Source organism: Blautia sp. HCP3S3_H10_2, from assembly GCF_052122375.1.
In the GTDB taxonomy this organism is placed as follows: Bacteria; Bacillota; Clostridia; order Lachnospirales; family Lachnospiraceae; genus Blautia_A.
Window position 1 is genome coordinate 139,159 of the sequence record NZ_JBQKCL010000008.1, and the last position, 18,743, is coordinate 157,901.

20 protein-coding genes are annotated in these 18,743 nt (G+C 44.7%); 1 reads left to right on the plus strand and 19 read right to left on the minus strand.

What is annotated here, in order from left to right:
- Window positions 1–84: 84 nt before the first annotated feature.
- The 9 genes from ACTQWB_RS10705 to ACTQWB_RS10745 all read right to left on the minus strand — a co-directional run bounded on the left by ACTQWB_RS10705 (window position 85) and on the right by ACTQWB_RS10745 (window position 9,672).
- Window positions 85–1,077, minus strand: a complete 993-nt coding sequence (locus ACTQWB_RS10705; RefSeq protein ID WP_441482510.1) for a LacI family DNA-binding transcriptional regulator — start codon at window positions 1,075–1,077, stop codon at window positions 85–87.
- Window positions 1,078–1,150: 73 nt separating this feature from the next.
- Window positions 1,151–1,882 (minus strand): glycerophosphodiester phosphodiesterase, encoded by a 732-nt coding sequence (locus ACTQWB_RS10710; RefSeq protein WP_441501617.1) that lies wholly within the window; start codon window positions 1,880–1,882, stop codon window positions 1,151–1,153.
- Between the two features lie 241 nt (window positions 1,883–2,123).
- Window positions 2,124–3,449, minus strand: coding sequence for an ABC transporter substrate-binding protein (locus tag ACTQWB_RS10715; protein WP_441482512.1), 1,326 nt, complete (start codon window positions 3,447–3,449; stop codon window positions 2,124–2,126).
- 135 nt (window positions 3,450–3,584) lie between these two features.
- A complete protein-coding gene (locus ACTQWB_RS10720; RefSeq protein WP_342978929.1) occupies window positions 3,585–4,508 on the minus strand; it encodes a carbohydrate ABC transporter permease in 924 nt (307 codons plus the stop codon).
- Window positions 4,508–5,365, minus strand: coding sequence for a carbohydrate ABC transporter permease (locus ACTQWB_RS10725; RefSeq protein ID WP_342978927.1), 858 nt, complete (start codon window positions 5,363–5,365; stop codon window positions 4,508–4,510). The genes ACTQWB_RS10720 and ACTQWB_RS10725 overlap by 1 nt, the downstream gene beginning before the upstream one ends.
- A gap of 63 nt (window positions 5,366–5,428) precedes the next feature.
- Window positions 5,429–6,553: an ABC transporter ATP-binding protein gene (locus ACTQWB_RS10730; RefSeq protein ID WP_441482513.1), complete on the minus strand. Its 1,125-nt coding sequence runs from the start codon at window positions 6,551–6,553 to the stop codon at window positions 5,429–5,431.
- A gap of 98 nt (window positions 6,554–6,651) precedes the next feature.
- Window positions 6,652–7,446 carry an HAD-IIA family hydrolase gene (locus ACTQWB_RS10735; protein ID WP_342978925.1) on the minus strand — a complete coding sequence of 265 codons (795 nt, stop codon included), beginning with the start codon at window positions 7,444–7,446 and terminating at the stop codon, window positions 6,652–6,654.
- A gap of 259 nt (window positions 7,447–7,705) precedes the next feature.
- Entirely contained in the window at window positions 7,706–7,981 is a 276-nt protein-coding gene (locus tag ACTQWB_RS10740; RefSeq protein WP_295278943.1) for a metal-sensing transcriptional repressor, read from the minus strand.
- Between the two features lie 5 nt (window positions 7,982–7,986).
- Window positions 7,987–9,672: an AAA family ATPase gene (locus ACTQWB_RS10745; protein ID WP_441482514.1), complete on the minus strand. Its 1,686-nt coding sequence runs from the start codon at window positions 9,670–9,672 to the stop codon at window positions 7,987–7,989.
- A gap of 169 nt (window positions 9,673–9,841) precedes the next feature.
- On the opposite strand from ACTQWB_RS10745, the gene ACTQWB_RS10750 reads away from it, so the two are divergent.
- On the plus strand, window positions 9,842–11,233 hold the full coding sequence (locus tag ACTQWB_RS10750; protein WP_441501616.1) for a sodium-dependent transporter: 1,392 nt from the start codon (window positions 9,842–9,844) through the stop codon (window positions 11,231–11,233).
- 231 nt (window positions 11,234–11,464) lie between these two features.
- On the opposite strand, the gene ACTQWB_RS10755 is transcribed toward ACTQWB_RS10750, so the two are convergent.
- From ACTQWB_RS10755 to ACTQWB_RS10800, 10 genes are all read right to left on the minus strand, one after another.
- Entirely contained in the window at window positions 11,465–12,016 is a 552-nt protein-coding gene (locus ACTQWB_RS10755) for a response regulator (protein ID WP_441482516.1), read from the minus strand.
- Window positions 11,985–12,191 carry a hypothetical protein gene (locus tag ACTQWB_RS10760; RefSeq protein ID WP_441482517.1) on the minus strand — a complete coding sequence of 69 codons (207 nt, stop codon included), beginning with the start codon at window positions 12,189–12,191 and terminating at the stop codon, window positions 11,985–11,987. The genes ACTQWB_RS10755 and ACTQWB_RS10760 overlap by 32 nt, the downstream gene beginning before the upstream one ends.
- Entirely contained in the window at window positions 12,173–12,589 is a 417-nt protein-coding gene (locus tag ACTQWB_RS10765; RefSeq protein WP_441501615.1) for a sensor histidine kinase, read from the minus strand. Before ACTQWB_RS10765 ends, ACTQWB_RS10760 begins: the two co-directional genes overlap by 19 nt.
- Window positions 12,586–13,461, minus strand: a complete 876-nt coding sequence (locus ACTQWB_RS10770; protein ID WP_441501614.1) for a hypothetical protein — start codon at window positions 13,459–13,461, stop codon at window positions 12,586–12,588. Before ACTQWB_RS10770 ends, ACTQWB_RS10765 begins: the two co-directional genes overlap by 4 nt.
- Window positions 13,462–13,713: 252 nt before the next feature.
- Window positions 13,714–14,403 carry a YoaK family protein gene (locus ACTQWB_RS10775; RefSeq protein WP_441482520.1) on the minus strand — a complete coding sequence of 230 codons (690 nt, stop codon included), beginning with the start codon at window positions 14,401–14,403 and terminating at the stop codon, window positions 13,714–13,716.
- A 137-nt stretch (window positions 14,404–14,540) separates the two neighbouring features.
- Complete coding sequence (locus tag ACTQWB_RS10780; protein ID WP_441482521.1) at window positions 14,541–15,107, minus strand: Fe-S-containing hydro-lyase; 567 nt, start codon at window positions 15,105–15,107, stop codon at window positions 14,541–14,543.
- A gap of 2 nt (window positions 15,108–15,109) precedes the next feature.
- A complete protein-coding gene (locus ACTQWB_RS10785) occupies window positions 15,110–15,952 on the minus strand; it encodes a fumarate hydratase (RefSeq protein ID WP_441501613.1) in 843 nt (280 codons plus the stop codon).
- A 118-nt stretch (window positions 15,953–16,070) separates the two neighbouring features.
- Window positions 16,071–17,684, minus strand: a complete 1,614-nt coding sequence (locus ACTQWB_RS10790; protein WP_441501612.1) for an FAD-dependent oxidoreductase — start codon at window positions 17,682–17,684, stop codon at window positions 16,071–16,073.
- 15 nt (window positions 17,685–17,699) lie between these two features.
- On the minus strand, window positions 17,700–18,374 hold the full coding sequence (locus ACTQWB_RS10795) for a 2Fe-2S iron-sulfur cluster-binding protein (RefSeq protein ID WP_118578143.1): 675 nt from the start codon (window positions 18,372–18,374) through the stop codon (window positions 17,700–17,702).
- Between the two features lie 32 nt (window positions 18,375–18,406).
- Complete coding sequence (locus ACTQWB_RS10800; RefSeq protein ID WP_313719266.1) at window positions 18,407–18,739, minus strand: DUF3784 domain-containing protein; 333 nt, start codon at window positions 18,737–18,739, stop codon at window positions 18,407–18,409.
- Between the last annotated feature and the right edge of the window lie 4 nt (window positions 18,740–18,743).

An 18,743-nucleotide genomic window follows, 5' to 3' on the forward strand; every position in this document is an offset into this window, starting at 1 on the left:
CTTTTTTTATAAAAAAAAAGAGCTTTCTGAACTGAAAAATATATTTTCTCATAATATTTTTACATTTCAGAAAGCCTCTTCTTTTTATTTCGTGGTTATTCCCTTTTCCAGCTTTACAGGCAAAATAATTTCACCTGGAGACTGCTCTATTTTCATTTCCTGATGTAATCCCTTCATCAGATACTCCACTGCTTTTTGTGCAATCTCTTCATAGGGCTGACAGATGGTGGTCATCTGTGTGGTGCAGGTTTTCGTCACAAAGGTTCCATCATACGCCACAATTGCCAGGTCCTCGGGAAGTTTTTTTCCAATTGCAAGGGCTGCTTTCAAAAAAGCAGTTGCCGGAATATCTGCTGCCATGACACCGTCCACATCCGGATACTCTTCAAGAATACATTTTGCAAGTTCAAAATAACCGCTGAAATCAAAATCGTTCCAACAAATCTCAACTCTTCTGGATCTTATTCCTGCTTCCTTTAGTTTTTGATCCAGTACTTCGTGACTTTGGAAAGACATAATATTCTTATCCCTTCGATTTCCCGATATATGGATCACATAATGACAGCCACTATTTATAAACTCCTTTGCAGCCAGTTCTGCTCCCATAGCATGATCTGATACAATAACAGGAAAATGTTCTCCCACCTTATAGTCTAACATAACCATTGGCTTTTCCACTTTTTTGTACTCGGAAGCCGACATGGTTGATGTTCCGCAAATAATTCCATCCACGATGTTTGATTTCAGGGTCTGAAAACACTCTTTTTCCCTGTCTTTCTTATCATCCGTGCTGAACAGCATAAGTTTGTACCCCTGTTTATATAAAATCCGCTCAATTGCTGAGGCCAAGGAAGAAAACCAGGGATGCTGGATATTTGGTACCAGCATGGCAATGGTGTTTGATTTTCCCTTGAACATTCCACGCGCCAGTTCATTGGGCACATAGTTTAATTTTTTCATTGCGTCTTCTATTTTTTTCTGAGTTTCTGGTGCTACCTTTGCCGTTCCATTTAATACTCTTGAAACTGTACAGCTTGCCACACCAGCTTCTTTTGCTACATCTCTTATACTTGCCATAAAAAGCACTCCTTATGAAACTTGTTTCATAAGGAGTATAGCACAATCTGTTTTATTTTTCAAACCGAAATTTTTATACCAACGCAATCACTCTATCCGGATAATCCGTGATCACAGCTTCGGCTCCGGCTTCTTTTACAAGCTGGATATGTTCCGGCTTATCGGCGGTCCAGACATGCATTTTCAGGCCGGCGCGTTTTACTTCTTCGCGGAACTGAGGGTATTTCAGATGATAAACGGCAGGATGGACTGCGTTAATCCCCAGTTTTTTTGCATACATGGCAGGATTTACCCAGCCATCACTGAAAAGAATACCAGTCTGTACCTGGCTGTCAAGCTGTTTCATTTTTAACAGGCTGTAATGATTGAAGGAAGAATAAATCAACTGCTCTTCCATTTTCATCTCTTTCACTGCTTTCAGAACCTTTTCTTCCATTCCCGGGTAAAAACAGATGCTGTTTTTCAGTTCGATATTCACCATCATATCGGTGGTGCGCATCAGGTCCAATACCTCCTGAAGAGTCGGGATTCTGTAGATTCCTTCTGGCTCAGCGGATGTACTGACTTTCAGTTCTTTCAACGCTTTCAGTGTTTTTTCTCCTACAAGACCGGTTCCATCTGTAACACGGTCTACGGTTTCATCATGAATAACGATCAGCTGGCCGTCTGCACTTGTATGTACATCAAGCTCAATACCGTCAGCTCCCTGTCTTATGGCAAGCTCAAAGGCCTCCATGGTGTTTTCAGGTCTGTAACCGCTGGCACCTCTGTGTGCCCATACTTTTGTTTCTCTTACTTTTTCCATCTTTCAAATTTCCTTTCCATTTCTTTGCCTGAAAAATCTTAAATAAACATCTCAATAGTTCTAAAAACTACTGCTCCTAGCTGTTATCAACTATAAAAACACTCCATACAAATTTCAAAAGATATTTCGTGCAAACCTGTACCTTAGCGTGTTTCCCTCGTAAATAATAACATGAACAGGGAACCAGCTGTGCCGTCCCCTGCTCGTGTTTTATCACCTATTATACATTTTTCGAATAAGATTACTCATTTAATAGGTTGTATTCCTCAATAGACTTATTCATATCAGAAGCCATCTTCTCCACTGCCTCTTCTGCTGTCTCATTGCCGTTCAGCATGTTCTCGATCTCAGTTTCTACAATAGAACGTGCCTCCGGGAAAACGCTGAGAAGAGCGCCTGCATACTCCGGCGCAGAGTCATGAAGCTGGTCGATTGCGGTCTGGAACTGCGGATACTGTGCAATGTTGTCTTTGAATACCGGCTCGTCATGTGCAGCTGTGGTAACTGGGAAATAACCGGTCTGTGCATTCCAGTATGCCTGGGATTCTGCAGATACAAGGAATTTTACGAATTCCCAGGTTGCAGCTTTCTTTGCCTCATCCTGGTTGTCAAGCATCCACAGGGAAGCACCGCCGATGGAAACACCGCCCTGATCTCCATCTGTAATAGATGGGAAGTATGCAGTACCAACCTCAAAGGAACCATTTACATCCTGAAGGATCTGTTTCAGGGAAGCAGTAGAGCCTAATGTCATAGCTGCTTTTCCAGCAGAAAAATCAGCCAGACCAGAATCCCCGCCCCGTCCTACATTTGGTGCATAGCCTGCATCATAAAGGGATTTCCACTCATTTAAAATGTTCAACGCTCCGCCATTCTCATCAAATACCACTTTTGTAGCGGCGCCCTCACGTCCGTTTCCGTTGTCTACATATTCCAGTCCCTGTTTGCACATAAACTGCTCGAAGAACCATCCGTAAATTCCCATAGATAAGGCTTCCCCTGCGCCGCCTTTGTTTACAAGGTCATCTGAGATACCGGCAATCCCCTCCAGGCTTGTGGGAATCTCAGTGATGCCTGCTGCATCAAACATATCCTTGTTGTAATACAGGATCGGTGTGGAGGAGTTAAACGGCATGGAATATAACTCATCATCAACCGTGTAATATGCCGTAATGTTTGCCTCCAGATCAGATACATCGTATCCTTCTGCATCAATCATATCCTGCATTGGAATCACCCAGCCGGAATCGATCATGAATCGTGTTCCAATATCATAAACCTGTACCAGATCTGCGCCCATGTTTCCAAGCTGTGCACTTTTCAGTTTGTTGATGGCGTCGTCGTAGGAACCCTGATACTGGGAATCTACAGTAATTCCAAATTCATTTTCTTCGTTAAATTTATTTACCAGATAATCAAGTGCCTCACCATTTACACCGCCCATTGCGTGCCAGAATGAGATGGTAGTTCCTTCCGGGATATCTGCGGCTGCTGCCATGCAGTTCACTGGTAAAACACTTCCAAGTAAGGTTGCTGCGGTTACTAAGGTAAGTAATTTTCTTTTCATCTTCTACCTCTTTCGTCTCTCTTCGATTTTTTTCTTCTCTATTCAGTTTTCATCTTTTTGCTGCCGTTTACAACAAACACATTGACTGATTCACACCACAGTCCATATTTTCTCGTAAACAGTAACATCTATTTCTCAGCCTTTTACGGCACCTGAGAACATACCACGGATCAGCTGCTTCTGTCCTGCAATAAATATGGAAATGGACGGAAGGATGATCAGGACAACACCAGCGATCATCAGGGTGATAGACTGGGAGTCCACGCTGTCCAGCATACCGATACCGATCTGGACAGTACGCATTTTGTCGGATCCGGTTACAAGCAGCGGCCACATATACATGTTCCATGCATTGATAAAGGTGTAAACCGCCATAGCTCCCATTGCTGATTTTGTCAGCGGCATCAGGATCTGCCAGATAAAGCGCAGATTGGAGCAGCCGTCGATCTTCGCCGACTCATAAAGGGAGATCGGGAAGCTAAGGTAAAACTGTCTGAACAGGAAAATTCCCATTGCAGAAGTCAGATACGGAATGATCAGTACCTTGTAGGAATCCAGCCAGTGCCAGCTGCTGACAGTCAGGTAATTGGAAATGATGGTCGCCTCTCCGGGAATCATCATGGTTGCCATTACCAGCATGAACAGCACATTTTTTCCCTTGAAATCCAGAAAGGAGAAGGAAAAGGCTGCCAGGGAGCAGGAAATGATCTGCCCGAAGGTGATCAGGCCTGCTACCAGAAAAGAGTTCACTACAAAACGTACAAGGGGAACTTTATGTAAGGCCTGGATAAAGTTTTCCAGGGTTGGATTCTTTGGCAGAATGTTCATTTCCATGGTAAAAAGCTCACCAGATGGCATGAATGCAATGCTGATGGCATATAAAAGCGGTGCCAGGACAATAAATGTCACTACAATATTCAGTGCAATGTGTCCGGCTGTTTTCGCTGCTCTTTTATATTTCTGCTGGGCCAGCATTTTTGCCTTTGTTTCCTGGAACTTCTGGCGTTCCAGTGCCATTTGTTTTTCTTTTTCAGTGGTAATGCTGATGGTCTGTGACATTAGTATTTCACTCCTTTTTTCTCAATCTTAAACATGATCAGTGTGAGTACCAGCACGATCAGGAACAGTACCACTGACTGGGCTGCAGCACTTCCGAAACGGTAATTAAAGAATGCATCCCGGTAAATAGAATATACGATCAGGTTGGTAGACTCTCCAGGGCCTCCCTCAGTCAGGATCTTTACCTGTCCAAAGGACTGGAAGGCCTGGATAATGTTTACTACCAGGGTATAGAACATCATAGGTGCCAGACCGGGAAGTGTAAGGCGGTAAAATTGCTGGAAAGCACTTGCCCCGTCTACAGAAGCTCGCTCGTAAATGGTTTCATCAATGTTGCTGAGACCTGCGGAAAAATACAGGAAATTGATTCCGGTGTTCAGCCATGCTGTGAGAACTGCCACACAGATCAGCGCATATTTCGGATCACTGACCCAGTTGATATCCAGATTAAAAATCTTGTTGATAATTCCAACAGAAGGGTGAAGCATGATCTTGAAAACCATTGCGGCTGAACTGGAAGCAATTGCCATTGGCAGGGCATACGCTGTACTGAAAAAACGGATTCCAGGAAATGTTTTGTTGCAAAGCATGGCGGTAACCAGTCCAAGAAACATGCTGACCGCTACTACGATCACAACAAAGATCAGGGTTACGGTAAGACTGTTCCAAAATGAGGAAGACTGAAGCAGCTCCTGATAATTTCCCAGTCCTACAAATAATTTTGCCTGTCCCATTTTATTCGTTTTAAAAAGACTTAAATATAAAGTTTTGAAAAACGGAAAAAACAGGAAGATTCCAAAAATAAGGAAACTTGGCACCAGGTACCAGTAGGCACCTGCGTTTTTTAACTTTTTCATGAAATAAACTTCCTTCCTTTTTGTGTTATGATAAACCTCTGTATCTATGGCTGTGAGTTTCGGTTACGGCTCACACAGCAGTATGTTTTTCTGATTTCCCATGTCAAACATACAGATGCGCTCCATATCGATCCAGAGTGTTACTTTATCCCCTTTATCCAGGGTACTGTCTCCGGAAACCTTTGCGCAGCAGTCCTGGCCCATGTAACTGAAATGCAGGATCACCTCTGCTCCAAGAAGTTCTCTGGCGGTGACAGTTACTTCGATTTTCCACTCGCTGAATACATCGCCGGATGCAGGCTTTTCCAGGAAATGCTCCGGGCGGATACCCAGCTCGATATTTTTTCCAAAGTATCCCTTTTTCCGAAGGGGCTTCCACAGGAAATCCGGAATAGTAATGGCTGCGTCCTCTTCCAGTTCAAACACCTTTTCATTCTTTTCTTCCCAGACACGGGCCTGGAGGAAGTTCATGGATGGAGAACCGATGAAGCCTGCCACGAAACGGTTTACAGGATATTCATAAAGGCTCTGTGGGGTGTCTGCCTGCTGGATCAGACCATGGTTCATAACCACGATCCGGTCGCCTAATGTCATGGCCTCTGTCTGGTCGTGTGTTACGTAGATAATGGTATTTCCAAGGGATTTATGGATGTTTGCCAGTTCCACGCGCATCTGGGTACGAAGCTTGGCATCCAGATTGGAAAGGGGCTCATCCATGAGAAGCACCTTCGGTTCCCGGATAATGGCATTTCCGATTGCAACACGCTGGCGCTGTCCGCCGGAAAGGTTCTTCGGTCTTTGTTTCAGAAGATTTTCAAGTCCCAGAAGTCCGGCTACCTTGTGAACCTTCTCGTTAATTTCTTTTTTTGGCACTTTTCTTACCTGTAAGGAAAATGCAATGTTGTCATATACGTTCATCTGGGGATAAAGAGCGTAGCTCTGGAAAACCATTGCCAGGTCTCTCTCTTTTGGCTCCAGATAATTGACCAGCCTGTCTCCGATCCACAGTTCTCCGTCTGAGATATCCTCCAGACCGGCAATCATTCGAAGGGTTGTGGATTTTCCACAGCCAGATGGACCGACAAATACAATAAACTCGCCTTTTTCTATTTCCAGATTAAATTCATTGACTGCGTGGAAGCCATTTTCGTAGCTTTTGCAGATGTCTTTTAGCATTATTTCCGACATGTTGTTATTCTTTTCCTCTCCTTCTATTGTGGTAAAGCGGAACCGTTGATCTGATATCTATCTTCACTTATACAGCAAATGTTCTGCTGATTAGTTTTCTACATCAGATACCCTGCCAGTTTTCCCAGCGACGGGCACTGGAAACCATTTTTCCACTCTTCTGCTGTGCCTTCCCCGGTCAGTACCAGACAGCTATCGATTCCAGCCCTTTTGCCGCATTCCATATCTGTGTAGATCCGGTCCCCGATGAGAAGTGTCTGCTTAGGAGTGCAGCCGGTCTCTTCCAGACAGGCGTACACCATTCCAGGTGCCGGTTTGCCGATGTATTCCGGTTCTCTTCCAACGGAGGCGGTGATCATTTTGCAGATGGATCCACAGTCCGGAACCATTCCGAAATCAATGGGACAGCGAAGATCCGGGTTTGTGGCAAACCAGGGAACCTTTGTCTTGGTAAGCTGCCGGCATACCTGAACCAGCTTTTCGTAAGTCAGCTCTGTATCGTAAGCACAAAGCACACAGTCCACATCCTCCCCGGCCTGGCAGGTAATATTCAGTCCTGCTTTTTCTAATTCTTTACAATAAGTCTCTGTGGCTGCTACCAGTATTTTCTCGTTTCTATAGTATTTTTTCAGAAAATCTCTGGCGTAGGTTCCTGCTGTAACAAACTCTTTTTCAGTTGTCTCAATTCCCCATTCCCGGAATTGCCCTACATAATCTTCTGCTGCTTTGGAAGAATTATTTGTAAGGAAACGGAGCATTCCGCCGCTGTCTCTCACTGTTCGGAGAAAGTCTGCGGCGCCCGGTAGAATTTCACTTCCAAGTGCTACTGTTCCGTCAATATCCAAAAGGAATAATTTCTTTTCTTTTATCATTGATGCAAGATCGTGATGCATAAAAATATATTCTCCTCTTTCCATCCTGCTGCAGATGGGTTACTGTGCCTTCCAGCCAGTAACTCCAGCCGCTCCCTGACACAATGGTATTATAAAATTTTTCAGGTCTCCTTAACAATCTTAGTTGTGTCAAATGGATGTTAAATTCAGGCAAAAAAAATCACGGCTCTTCACCGTGATTTTTTACATTCATCTGTCCATGTTAAATTCGGGTAAAAATAACGAAATCAAACGCACATTGAGGTTTTTCAAGCCGTCCTTAGCTCATATTGGAAAAACGTTCCACAGCTTTCGTAAAGCTCTCAATAGTTTTATCCGCGTCACCGTGTTCGATGCCATCGCGGACACAGTGCTTGATGTGGCCTTCTAACACCACTTTTCCGCAGCCGTGGAGGGCAGATTTGGCAGCGTTGATCTGGGAGAGCACGTCCTCACAGGGAACGTCCTCGTCGATCATACGGTCAATGGCCTGTACCTGGCCGATTATTTTTTTCAACCTGCGATGCAGGTTTTCGGAATCCATACATTGTCTCATTTGTGTTATACATCCTTTCTGATCAGTACTTTTTTCCCCTCAAAGGCAAATCCGTAATGATGGATATTCTCTTCTGGAATCCCCCGGGATTTCAAATCCTGATCATATCTTTTATTTTTAATCTGGTTTAAAGCGTTTTCCACTGTATCTTCCAGGGTTTTCTCCTTCACAGCCTGCCGGACTTTAAATTCAAATATATAGGCATTTTCCTTCTTATCCGTAGGCTCCAGAACTACATCATACCTGCCAAGGCCACTTTCACGGTTGGAAGTTATCAGATATCTTCCACCAAGGTCTACAATCAGTCCAAGCACGAATCCATGATAAAATCGTTCTGGTTCAGCTTCTTCTGAGGTCTTTTTTCCTGTGTCAAAAGAGCTGAACGTCTGGAGGGAAATCTGGTTCATGTATTCATTCATGTAATCTACATCATCAGCCAACAGTGCCTTAATAAAATCATTATAACGTACATTGGATTTCTGGAACCAGCTGCGAATCATTTTTCGGAACATATTTCGCACTTCATGGTTGGTAATAGAAAGCAGATATACTTCTTCTCCATTTTCCGGAATATGGTCCGCTTTCAAATAGCCGGAGGCCAAAAGCAGACTCCAGACTGCACAATCGCTTTCCTGAAGCTGATCAAATACCAGTTCCTCTTCTATTGGAGATGCAATCGTTTTTCCTGCAAGAAGATCTTCCATTTCGATTTTAATATCCGGGGAACCTTCCTGGATCAGTTTGCCAACCAGACTGTTCGAGCTGGTGTTGGCCCAGAAATTCTCAAACTTCCCGGTATCCAGAAACTTGGTAATGGACCACGGATTATAGATATCTGTGCGGCTGCCAAAATGAAAGCCATCATACCAGTATCGAATCTGTTCCAGCTTGTCTGCACAATTAAATTCTGTCAGAATCTGTTCCACTTCTTCCTCAGTAAAACCAAAAGTAGTCTCATATTTCCGCGAACCTGTTGTAACGATTTCCAGATTATTCAGATCTGAAAAAATGGATTCCTTGGATATTCTGGTAATTCCTGTGAGGATTCCTCTTTCCAGATATGGATTCGTCTTAAAAGCTGAGTTAAAAAGCCCGCGCAAAAACGCTGTTAATTCGTTCCAATATCCATTTACATAGGCTTCCTGAAGAGGAGTGTCATATTCATCCAGAAAAATAAGGACTTTTCGGTCATAATGTTTCGTCAGACATAGCGCAAGCCGATAAAGTGCAAGCCCTGCCACAGAATCAGAAACATCTTCTTTTATATAATCCAGATATGCCTTTTCTTTTTTATTTAATGCAGAAGATGTTCTTAAAAAATCATACTTTGCATACAAGTCCATCAGAACCTGTATGATTCCCATTCTGGAGTCCTCATATGTTTTTCCTTTTACAGAGGCAAAGCTGATAAAAATAACAGGATAGCTTCCCTGCAATTCCCGATATTTCTCATTCGCCCAGATATGCAGATTCTCAAAATATCTGCCATATCCGGCGTACTGATTAGAAAAGAAGTATTCCAGCATACTCATATTCAAAGTTTTTCCAAAACGGCGCGGTCTGGTGATCAAAGTTACCACATCTCCGTTTTCCCACCATTCGCGGATAAAATCAGTCTTGTCCACATAGAAATACCTATTTTCTCTAATAGAACCAAAGTCCTGATTTCCAATCGAAATAACCGGTTTCATATTGCGGTATGCCTCCTTTCCCAAACATTTATGCCTCTACTTTAACATTTATGTCCTTAATTTACAAGTTATCAACTCGGTGTATTCAGAAAAAATCTGCGTATTTGTTTTACTATTATCTTACCATATGTTATCATATTCTTACAACATTAAGGGGGAAACAAATGTAATGGAAAAGAAATCGAATCATTTTTCAGGGCAGCTTGGTTTTGTCCTGGCCGCAGCCGGAAGTGCTGTGGGAGTGGGAAATCTTTGGCGATTCCCATATCTTGCCGCAAAAGATGGAGGCGGCTTATTTTTAATTGTCTATCTGATCCTGGTATTAACCTTCGGATTTACCCTTCTCACCTCTGATATTGCCATCGGACGGCGCACACAGAAGAGTGCCATCGGAGCCTATACCCAGATGCGTCCTAAGTGGAAGTTCCTGGGCATCCTTACCTTCCTGGTACCAGTACTGATCATGACCTATTACGCGGTGATCGGCGGATGGATCACCAAATATGCAGTGGTATATGTAACCGGACAGGCACAGGCCGCTGCCGCAGATGACTATTTTACATCCTTTATCACCTCTTCCACTTCACCGGTGATCTTTGCACTGCTGTTCATGGGTGTCACTGCTTTCATCGTGTACAATGGCGTGGAAAAAGGCATCGAAAAGGTATCCAAATGGATGATGCCCATCCTGCTGGTTCTGGTTGTGGTGATTGCAGTTTACTCGCTGACACTTTCTCATACAGATGCTTCTGGTCAGGTGCATACAGGATGGCAGGGATTTCTTTACTACCTGACACCGGACTTTCGTGGACTGACGGTGCAGCGCTTTTTGCAGATCCTGCTGGATGCCATGAGCCAGTTATTTTTCTCACTCAGCGTGTCCATGGGAATTATGATCACCTACGGTTCTTATGTAAAACCTGAGGTAAACTTAAACAAAGCGATCAACCAGATCGAAATTTTTGATACCGGCGTTGCCTTTCTTGCAGGTGCCATGATCATTCCGGCTGTATATGTATTTTCCGGTACAGAGGGAATGGGGGCTGGACCAAGCCTGATGTTCATTTCCCTGCCAAAGGTATTTTCCGCTATGGGAAAAGCTGGTACCTTCGTAGGAATCCTGTTTTTCGTGACTGCTATTTTTGCGACCTTGTCTTCCTGTATTTCCGTACTGGAATCCATCACCGCAAACTGCATGGAAATTTTCCATACCAGCCGCAAGAAAACAGTCCTGGTTTTATCTGCAATCTACCTTGCCGCTTCTGCTGTCATCGCTTTGGGATACAGCATTTTCTATGTGGAAGTAAAGCTTCCAAACGGTTCTGTTGGACAGCTTCTTGACATTATGGATTACATCAGCAACAGTGTTATGATGCCTTTCATTGCACTGCTTTCCACTATTCTCATTGGCTGGATCGTAACGCCGGATTATGTCATTGACGAGATGGAACGAAGCGGAGATAAGTTCCGGAGAAAGAAATTATACCGTGTCATGATCCGCTTCGTTGCGCCGGTTATGATGTTTATTCTGTTTTTACAATCTACTGGGATTTTATCTTAAATGAGACAAATGCCAAGGTCGCGTACAAGTATGGGGTAAAATTCACCTGTCCCATAAATATCAACGCGCAAACAAGCTCTGCGATTTTTTCTCATTATCGCAGCAAACGCCAAGGTCTCATGCAAGCACGGACTTTGGCTCGACGGTCGCGAAAAATGAAGAGTGAGGCTGTGATTCAAAAGGTAATCAGCCCCACTCTTTCTCTATAGCACAATATATGCTTCTTTTGTTTTATTTCATAACTTTCTGTATCATCTTCACCAGAGTATCCGGGTTCACAGGTTTGGCCAGGTGGCCGTTCATGCCGCTGGCCAGGGCCTTTTCACGGTCTTCCCCAAAGGCGTTGGCAGTCATGGCGATGATCGGGATGGTAGTCAGTTCAGACTTCAGGGAGCGGATCTCCCTTGTGGCTTCGTAACCATTCATGATCGGCATCTGGATGTCCATTAAGATCAGATCATAATCCCTATTTTTCGCCTGTCTTATTTTTTCTACGGCGATCACACCATCATTGGCAGTCTCTACTGAAAAACCGGCATCTTCCAGAATGGTCTGTGCAATTTCCTGGTTCAGTTCATTGTCCTCCACCAGAAGGATCTTCTTTCCGGTACAATCAAAATCTTCCTTCTTTTCTTCCTCCTTTACCAGAACCGGCTGGGACAATATGTTCCTAAGCTCAGACATAAACAATGGCTTGGAACAAAAAGCGGTAACCCCCGCTTCTTTTGCCTCTTCCTCCACGTCTGACCAGTCATAGGCGGTAAGGATGATGATGGAATTCATCCCCGATCTCCGTGGCAAGCTTAGCCCGGATCACAGCCTCTTTTCCGGAGACAGTCCACTCGGAGCGCATACCGATCTCTGTAAGCATCTTGGAAATGCTGATGCAGGTATCTGTATCGTCATCTGCAACCAGAACTTTCAGTCCCTGAAGCTTTTCTATTTTCTGATATACCACTTTTTCTCCTGTTTGATCCTTAAACTGAGCATGCCGCCGGTTTTATTAAATTTCACGCCATTTCCCAGAATGTTCAAAAGAACCTGGGTTAATCTCAGCTTGTCTGCAATAATATCCTCATCCACCACATCTACGGTATCAATGAGGAAATCCAGCTGCTTGGAGCTGACTGTAGGCTGGATGATGGTTCGGATATCATTCAGCAGTTCCGGCAGATGAAGGGGATTTTCGTCAATCTTTACTTTTCCGCTCTCAATGCGGCTCATATCCAGCACATCATTGATCAGGGAAAGAAGATGCTCACTTGAAGTTCCAATCTTCTTCAGATACTCTTTCAGCAGTTCTTTATTGTCAATGTGGGAGCCAGCCAGGGAGGTAAAACCTATGATGGCGTTCATAGGGGTACGGATGTATGGGACATGTTGTTGAGGAACTGGGTCTTGGCCCGGTTGGCGTGCTCTGCTGCTGCAAGGGCTGTAGCAAGAGCCTCGTTTTTCTGCATTTCCGCAAGCATCATATCGTTGACATTCTTAAAACCAACTACGAAATCATTGCTTTCCCCGCCATCTGTAGCCGTGAAGTTTGCCTGGAAATATTCTTCTTTTCCCTGATAAGCACTTCTGTAGGTTACACTGTAAACAGGCTGCTTCCGGATTTCCTGCTGGACCGTTTCGTAAGCAACCTTCTGGGCAAATTCTTCCCGGATGTCTTCACAGATGTAATGGTCAATATACTCCTGCATGCCTACGCTGTAGTCAATTTCTTTTTTATCAGAAAATCTTGCCTCACCAGCCACACCGATTTGTCCGTTATTTTGAAATTTCACACTGGTTCTGCCGTTGTTGGTAATATACCATACAGCGGAGTACTCTCTGGAAAGTCCGCTGATCACATGGTTCTGATTTTCCAGTGTATCGTTGATGGACTGAAGCTGTTTATTCTCTGTAATATCCAGAAAAGTGGTATAAGACACGCGTTCCCCCTGAGGATTTGTGATTGCCTCACTGTGAACAAGCAGATTGCCTGCATGACCGTCTTTATTTATAAATCTGCACTCATAATCTACGGAACCATCTTCTGTTCGAAGTAAAGTCAGTTTCCGCAAAATAAAGGGATTGTTATAGACAGCTGTAGCCAGTACATCTCTTAAATCATATCCCAGAATTTCCCGGAACGCTTCTGACCAGATGCACCTGGACAATTCTCCCTTTTCATTGTATTCGATCCGCCACATTCCGGTGGTGATCGTTGTATGTACTGTAATTCCCAACACGCCTTGCAAAAGTTTTCTTTTATTATACATTTACTGACCAAAAATGTCTATTTCCATTCCATATTTTTTGTGTAAAAATAAAATGTGGAAGTCACCATGAGAGACTGGTGCAGGCACTTACGCCTGCCCTCTGTACATGAAAAAACGGAACCTCCATCCGGGCAATGTGATTTCGCTAAGACATTGCATCTCTGAAGATTCCGTTTTGTAAATTCTGTATTTTTTATGTTTCTGATAGAAGCCGTTCTTTTACTGCCAGTGATGTTCTGCTTCTTCAATCTCCTCGATGAACATTAAGAGGAAGCTGATGAGAAGCAGGATGCTGGATACCCAGATGGCTCTTACACCGTAGGCCAGGGAAAGTCTGCCGCCAACTCCTGCGCCGATGGCGAACAAGAGGATGATGGCGAAGTAGCATGATGCCTGGTGAAGCAGACGCGGCTTTCTTTCCCGCATGTAGGCGGAAAGGGCTGCGGTACCGCTCCTTAAGTTTCCGATGCACATAGTGCTGGCGTAGGCGTTTCCTTCTACTTTTCGGAAGGTCTGCACCTGAAGGGCGCAGGAAAAGGATACCAGGGTGGTGGCTAGTACGTTCAGGTTTCCTGGGATGAAGCCTACCAGAAACAGCAGGATGATTTCTACCAGAAGAATTCCCTGGCGCCAGTGAAGGCGTTTGGCGTAGCGGAATTTGTCCTGGATGCATTCCGCTAACAAAACTCCAAGGAAGAATGCGGACAGGGGGATCAGGTAATGCAGGCCTGCCTTCACTTCACCGTTCATAAACCGCTCACTCATCAGTACCACGTTTCCGGTCTGGGCGTTGGAAAATACGCCGTCGCGAGTAAAGTAGGTATAGGCATCCTGAAATCCTCCTGACACTGCAAGAAATGCACTGTTTATGAATGCTTCTGAGGTCTGTACCCTTCTATGATGGTCCATAATAAGCTCCTTCTTTCATCTTTTGTCTTTCTTATCCATACATATCCTCAAATTATAGAATAAACATTGGATCCTGTAAACACCTAATTTGATATATGGAGTATATATATCTTATATACCTAAGACAAAACCGCCAATCAGTCTGCTTTGTGTGCTTCCAGATACTCTTTTCTTCCCTCTTCATAGAGGTTGTTGCCTTCGCTGTCGATAATAACAACAAGTGGCATGTCTTCTACGTAAAGTTTACGGAGGGCTTCGGCGCCAAGATCTTCGTAAGCGATAAGTTCAGCTTTTTTGATGCATTTGGCAAGAAGGGCGCCGGCGCCGCCGATGGCTCCGAAGTAAACACCGTGATATTTTTTCATAGCTTCTACAACTTCAGGAAGGCGGGCTCCCTTGCCGATCATGCCGCGGGCTCCTACGGACATCATGGTTGGTGCGTAGGCATCCATACGGCCGCTGGTGGTCGGGCCTGCGGAACCGATAACCTGTCCTGGTTTTGCAGGAGTTGGTCCTACATAATAAATAGTTGCATCTGTTGGATCAAATGGGATTTTTTCTCCCTTTGCAAGGGCTTCACACATACGCTTGTGGCCTGCGTCACGGGATGTGTAAATGGTTCCGGTAAGGAGAACCTGATCTCCTGCGTGAAGGGTTTTTGCCAGTTCTTCTGTCAGAGGCAGTGTAATATGTCTTCTTTCCATGATCAGATCACCTCCGTTTTATGACGGGTAACGTGGCAGTTGATGTTGACTGCACATGGCATTCCCGCAATATGTGTAGGCATTGTTTCAATGTTCAGGCCGATGGCTGTGGTCTTTCCGCCAAAGCCCTGTGGTCCGATTCCAAGCTGGTTTACTTTTTTCAGCATTTCATATTCCAGGTCTGCGTAGAATGGATCCGGGTTGTGGGAATCCAGCGGACGCATCAGTGCTTTCTTGGCAAGAAGGGCACATTTGTCAAAGGTTCCGCCGATTCCAACGCCAACTACCATAGGCGGGCATGGGTTCGGTCCAGCTGTTTCTACTACTTCCAGAATGAAATCCTTGATTCCCTGAAGTCCTGCAGACGGCTTGAACATGCGGATCATACTCATGTTCTCACTTCCAAAGCCTTTCGGGCCAACTGTGATCTTAACCTGGTCACCAGGAACGATTTCTGTGTAGATCATAGCCGGTGTATTGTCACCAGTGTTTCCACGGCGTACCGGATCTTTTACAACGGATTTACGAAGATAGCCGTTTGTGTATCCGCGGCGTACGCCTTCATTAATTGCATCGGTAAGGTCTCCACCAACAAAGTGTACATCCTGTCCGATTTCAAGGAAAACACATGCCATTCCTGTATCCTGGCAGATCGGCACATTCTCATTATCCGCAATGTCAAAATTCTCAATAATATTGTCAAGGATGCCCTTGGCAATCTCTCCGTCTTCGCATGCGCGGCATGTTTTGATGGCGCATTTTACGTCTTCCGGAAGATGTTCATTTGCTTCGATACAGAGTTTCTCGATCACGTCTGTAAGTCTGCTTACTTCTACTTCACGCATTTGGGTAAGCTCCCTTCTTTAATAATGATATCGCCTGCAGGCGGTATGTTCTTTTTTCATTATAGCAAATGCCTCCGGCACCGGCAATTCCCTGGCGATACCGGAAGCAGTTATTTCATTATCTCTGCTCGTGACGGGCGTAGTTTGGAAGCAGTAATGGGGATACCTTATCTGTTTCTGCACCTGCCGCTTTTAATTCTTTCTCATATGCGTAGATATGATCCAGGTTCATTTTTCCAAGCTCTACCTCTTTGCATTTTGCAGCTGCCTTTTTACCAGCATTTCTTCCGAAAACGATCACGTCCAGAAGAGAGTTGCCCATCAGTCTGTTTCTTCCGTGGATTCCACCTGCTGCTTCTCCTGCAACTAAAAGGTTCGGGATTTCTTTTGTAAATCCGTCTCCGTTGATCTCCAGACCACCGTTCTGGTAGTGAAGAGTCGGGTAGATCACGATCGGGACTTTTCTCATATCTACACCGTAGTTCATGTACATACGGAACATAGCCGGGATTCTCTTCTCGATGGTTCCCTCGCCGCCCAGGATCTCGATCATCGGAGTATCCAGCCATACGCCTTTCAGTCCGCCAGGAACTTCTACGCCGCGGCCTTCCTCACACTCACGGATAACACCGGAAGCATTTACGTCACGGGTTTCCAGTGGATGAATGTAAGCTTCTCCGTTTGCATTTACCAGCTGTGCACCAACGGAACGTACCTTCTCTGTTACCAGTGCTCCAAGGATCTGTGACGGATAGATGGCACCTGTCGGATGATACTGGATGGAATCCTGATAAAGAAGGGAAGCACCTGCTCTGTAGCCAAGTACAAGTCCATCTGCAGTTGCACCGTAATGGTTGGAGGTTGGGAATCCCTGGTAATGCATTCTTCCTGCACCGCCAGTTGCGATTACAACAGTCTTTGCTCTTGCAACGGAGTAATCTCCGGTCTCCATGTTAAGAAGAACAGCACCTGCTACCTGTCCTTTTTCATCCTTCAGAAGCTCAACAGCTGAAGTAAACTCCACTACCGGAATTCCAAGGTTCAGGACTTCATCTCGGATAGTACGCATGATTTCTGATCCGGAATAGTCCTTTGCAGCGTGCATTCTCTTTCTGGAAGTTCCGCCGCCATGTGTAGTGATCATGGTTCCGTCATCTGCTTTATCAAATTCAACGCCAAGGTCATTGAGCCATTTGATTGCATCCGGAGCTTCCATTACAAGTCTTTTTACCAGCTCTGGTTTTGCAGCAAAATGTCCGCCGCCAAAGCAGTCCAGGTAATGCTGTACCGGGGAATCGTTCTCTTTATCTGCTGCCTGGATTCCGCCTTCTGCCATCATGGTATTGGCGTCACCGATACGCAGCTTTGTAACGATCATAACGTTTGCGCCTGCATTGTGTGCCTCGATAGCACAGGAAGAACCTGCACCGCCGCCGCCGATTACAAGTACATCTACATCATAATCAATTTTTGTAAGGTCGATTTTTTCGTTCATCAGACGGCTTGTTGAGTGAAGCATTTCAGCCAGTTCCAGAGGAGCTTTCTGTCCTTTGTTCGGGCCTACTTTGATTTCTGCAAATGCGTCCGGGTTATAATCTGGATGGAATTTTTTAAGAAGAGCGTCTTTCTCATCAGCACTCAGACGTCTTGGCTCTGTTGCCATACGCTGTGCTCTTGTAGCCTCTACCTTTTTGATGGATTCCATCATGTTTTCTGGATATGGTGCATACATGGTTTTACGCCCTCCTTATTTCTCAATTTCTCTGTTGTTATAAAGTTCTTCCATGTCTGTGATCGGTTTCTGCATGATCTGCTCGATCAGATCATCGTATTTGCCTTCATGGATTTCTTCTACACGTTTCTCAAGATGCTCACTCTTAGGGGCAATGTATTTTCCTGTGAGACGTCTTGCAAGAAGACCTACCATCGGGTGGGAGATACCTGCCGGACATCTTACAGAACAGCATCCGCAGCTTACGCAGTCAAAGGATTCTTCTGCGCATTTCTCAAGCTCGCCTCTCTGTGCATATGCGATGTACTGCATTACATTTAAGCCCTGGGTACATGCTTTTGTACATGCGTTACAGCCGATACAGCTGTAAATTTCCGGGTAGAGCTCCATCATGACCTGCTGGTTTGGCTGAAGGTCTTCGATGTTGTAGAGTCTCTTGTCTGTAGGGAAAAATGGGATGCTTGCTACATACATGCCTTCCTGTACCTGTGTCTGACAGGCAAGACAGGTTTTCAGTTCGTTGTCTCCTTTGATTCTGTAGATTGTGGCGCAGGCTCCGCAGAAGCCGTGACGGCATCCACAGCCGCGTTTTAAGGTATATCCGGCGTATTCCATGGCCGTCATAATGGTCAGGTCAGCTGGTACGGTGTATTTTTTACCGAAGAAATATACGTTTACCATATTTTCCATGTTGGGAGTTCCTTTCTTCTGATTGTCTAACTCTATCTCTTACAAATTGTGTTACTCAGGATAATAATAATTACAACATCTATGACAATTAAAACTAATAGCACATAAACAAAACTGGATGGCAAAAAGATTTCAAATAGTCCGGTTATCAGAAGGAGAATAGCAATCACGCCCATTCCAATTCCGTATACACGGCACAGCTTTTTCTCATCATATCTGGCTTTCTCTTCTTTTGAAGCAGTGTTATAACCAGAAATAAATTTGCTGCCATGACCACTTAGTAAAGCAATGGTCAAAATTACAAAGACAGCAAAAACGACCCAGAGTATCCAGTCTGATCCATGAGCTGTATCCGCCAATGTCATAAAA

Excerpts from the sequence above, each read along its gene's own strand:
- ACTQWB_RS10705 (WP_441482510.1), bottom strand. The coding sequence starts at position 1,077 with ATGGCAAGTATAAGAGATGTAGCAAAAGAAGCTGGTGTGGCAAGCTGT.
- ACTQWB_RS10710 (WP_441501617.1), bottom strand. The coding sequence starts at position 1,882 with ATGGAAAAAGTAAGAGAAACAAAAGTATGGGCACACAGAGGTGCCAGC.
- ACTQWB_RS10715 (WP_441482512.1), bottom strand. The coding sequence starts at position 3,449 with ATGAAAAGAAAATTACTTACCTTAGTAACCGCAGCAACCTTACTTGGA.
- ACTQWB_RS10720 (WP_342978929.1), bottom strand. The coding sequence starts at position 4,508 with ATGTCACAGACCATCAGCATTACCACTGAAAAAGAAAAACAAATGGCA.
- ACTQWB_RS10725 (WP_342978927.1), bottom strand. The coding sequence starts at position 5,365 with ATGAAAAAGTTAAAAAACGCAGGTGCCTACTGGTACCTGGTGCCAAGT.
- ACTQWB_RS10730 (WP_441482513.1), bottom strand. The coding sequence starts at position 6,553 with ATGTCGGAAATAATGCTAAAAGACATCTGCAAAAGCTACGAAAATGGC.
- ACTQWB_RS10735 (WP_342978925.1), bottom strand. The coding sequence starts at position 7,446 with ATGCATCACGATCTTGCATCAATGATAAAAGAAAAGAAATTATTCCTT.
- ACTQWB_RS10740 (WP_295278943.1), bottom strand. The coding sequence starts at position 7,981 with ATGAGACAATGTATGGATTCCGAAAACCTGCATCGCAGGTTGAAAAAA.
- ACTQWB_RS10745 (WP_441482514.1), bottom strand. The coding sequence starts at position 9,672 with ATGAAACCGGTTATTTCGATTGGAAATCAGGACTTTGGTTCTATTAGA.
- ACTQWB_RS10750 (WP_441501616.1), top strand. The coding sequence starts at position 9,842 with ATGGAAAAGAAATCGAATCATTTTTCAGGGCAGCTTGGTTTTGTCCTG.
- ACTQWB_RS10755 (WP_441482516.1), bottom strand. The coding sequence starts at position 12,016 with ATGAATTCCATCATCATCCTTACCGCCTATGACTGGTCAGACGTGGAG.
- ACTQWB_RS10765 (WP_441501615.1), bottom strand. The coding sequence starts at position 12,589 with ATGAACGCCATCATAGGTTTTACCTCCCTGGCTGGCTCCCACATTGAC.
- ACTQWB_RS10775 (WP_441482520.1), bottom strand. The coding sequence starts at position 14,403 with ATGGACCATCATAGAAGGGTACAGACCTCAGAAGCATTCATAAACAGT.
- ACTQWB_RS10780 (WP_441482521.1), bottom strand. The coding sequence starts at position 15,107 with ATGGAAAGAAGACATATTACACTGCCTCTGACAGAAGAACTGGCAAAA.
- ACTQWB_RS10785 (WP_441501613.1), bottom strand. The coding sequence starts at position 15,952 with ATGCGTGAAGTAGAAGTAAGCAGACTTACAGACGTGATCGAGAAACTC.
- ACTQWB_RS10790 (WP_441501612.1), bottom strand. The coding sequence starts at position 17,684 with ATGTATGCACCATATCCAGAAAACATGATGGAATCCATCAAAAAGGTA.
- ACTQWB_RS10795 (WP_118578143.1), bottom strand. The coding sequence starts at position 18,374 with ATGGAAAATATGGTAAACGTATATTTCTTCGGTAAAAAATACACCGTA.
- ACTQWB_RS10800 (WP_313719266.1), bottom strand. The coding sequence starts at position 18,739 with ATGACATTGGCGGATACAGCTCATGGATCAGACTGGATACTCTGGGTC.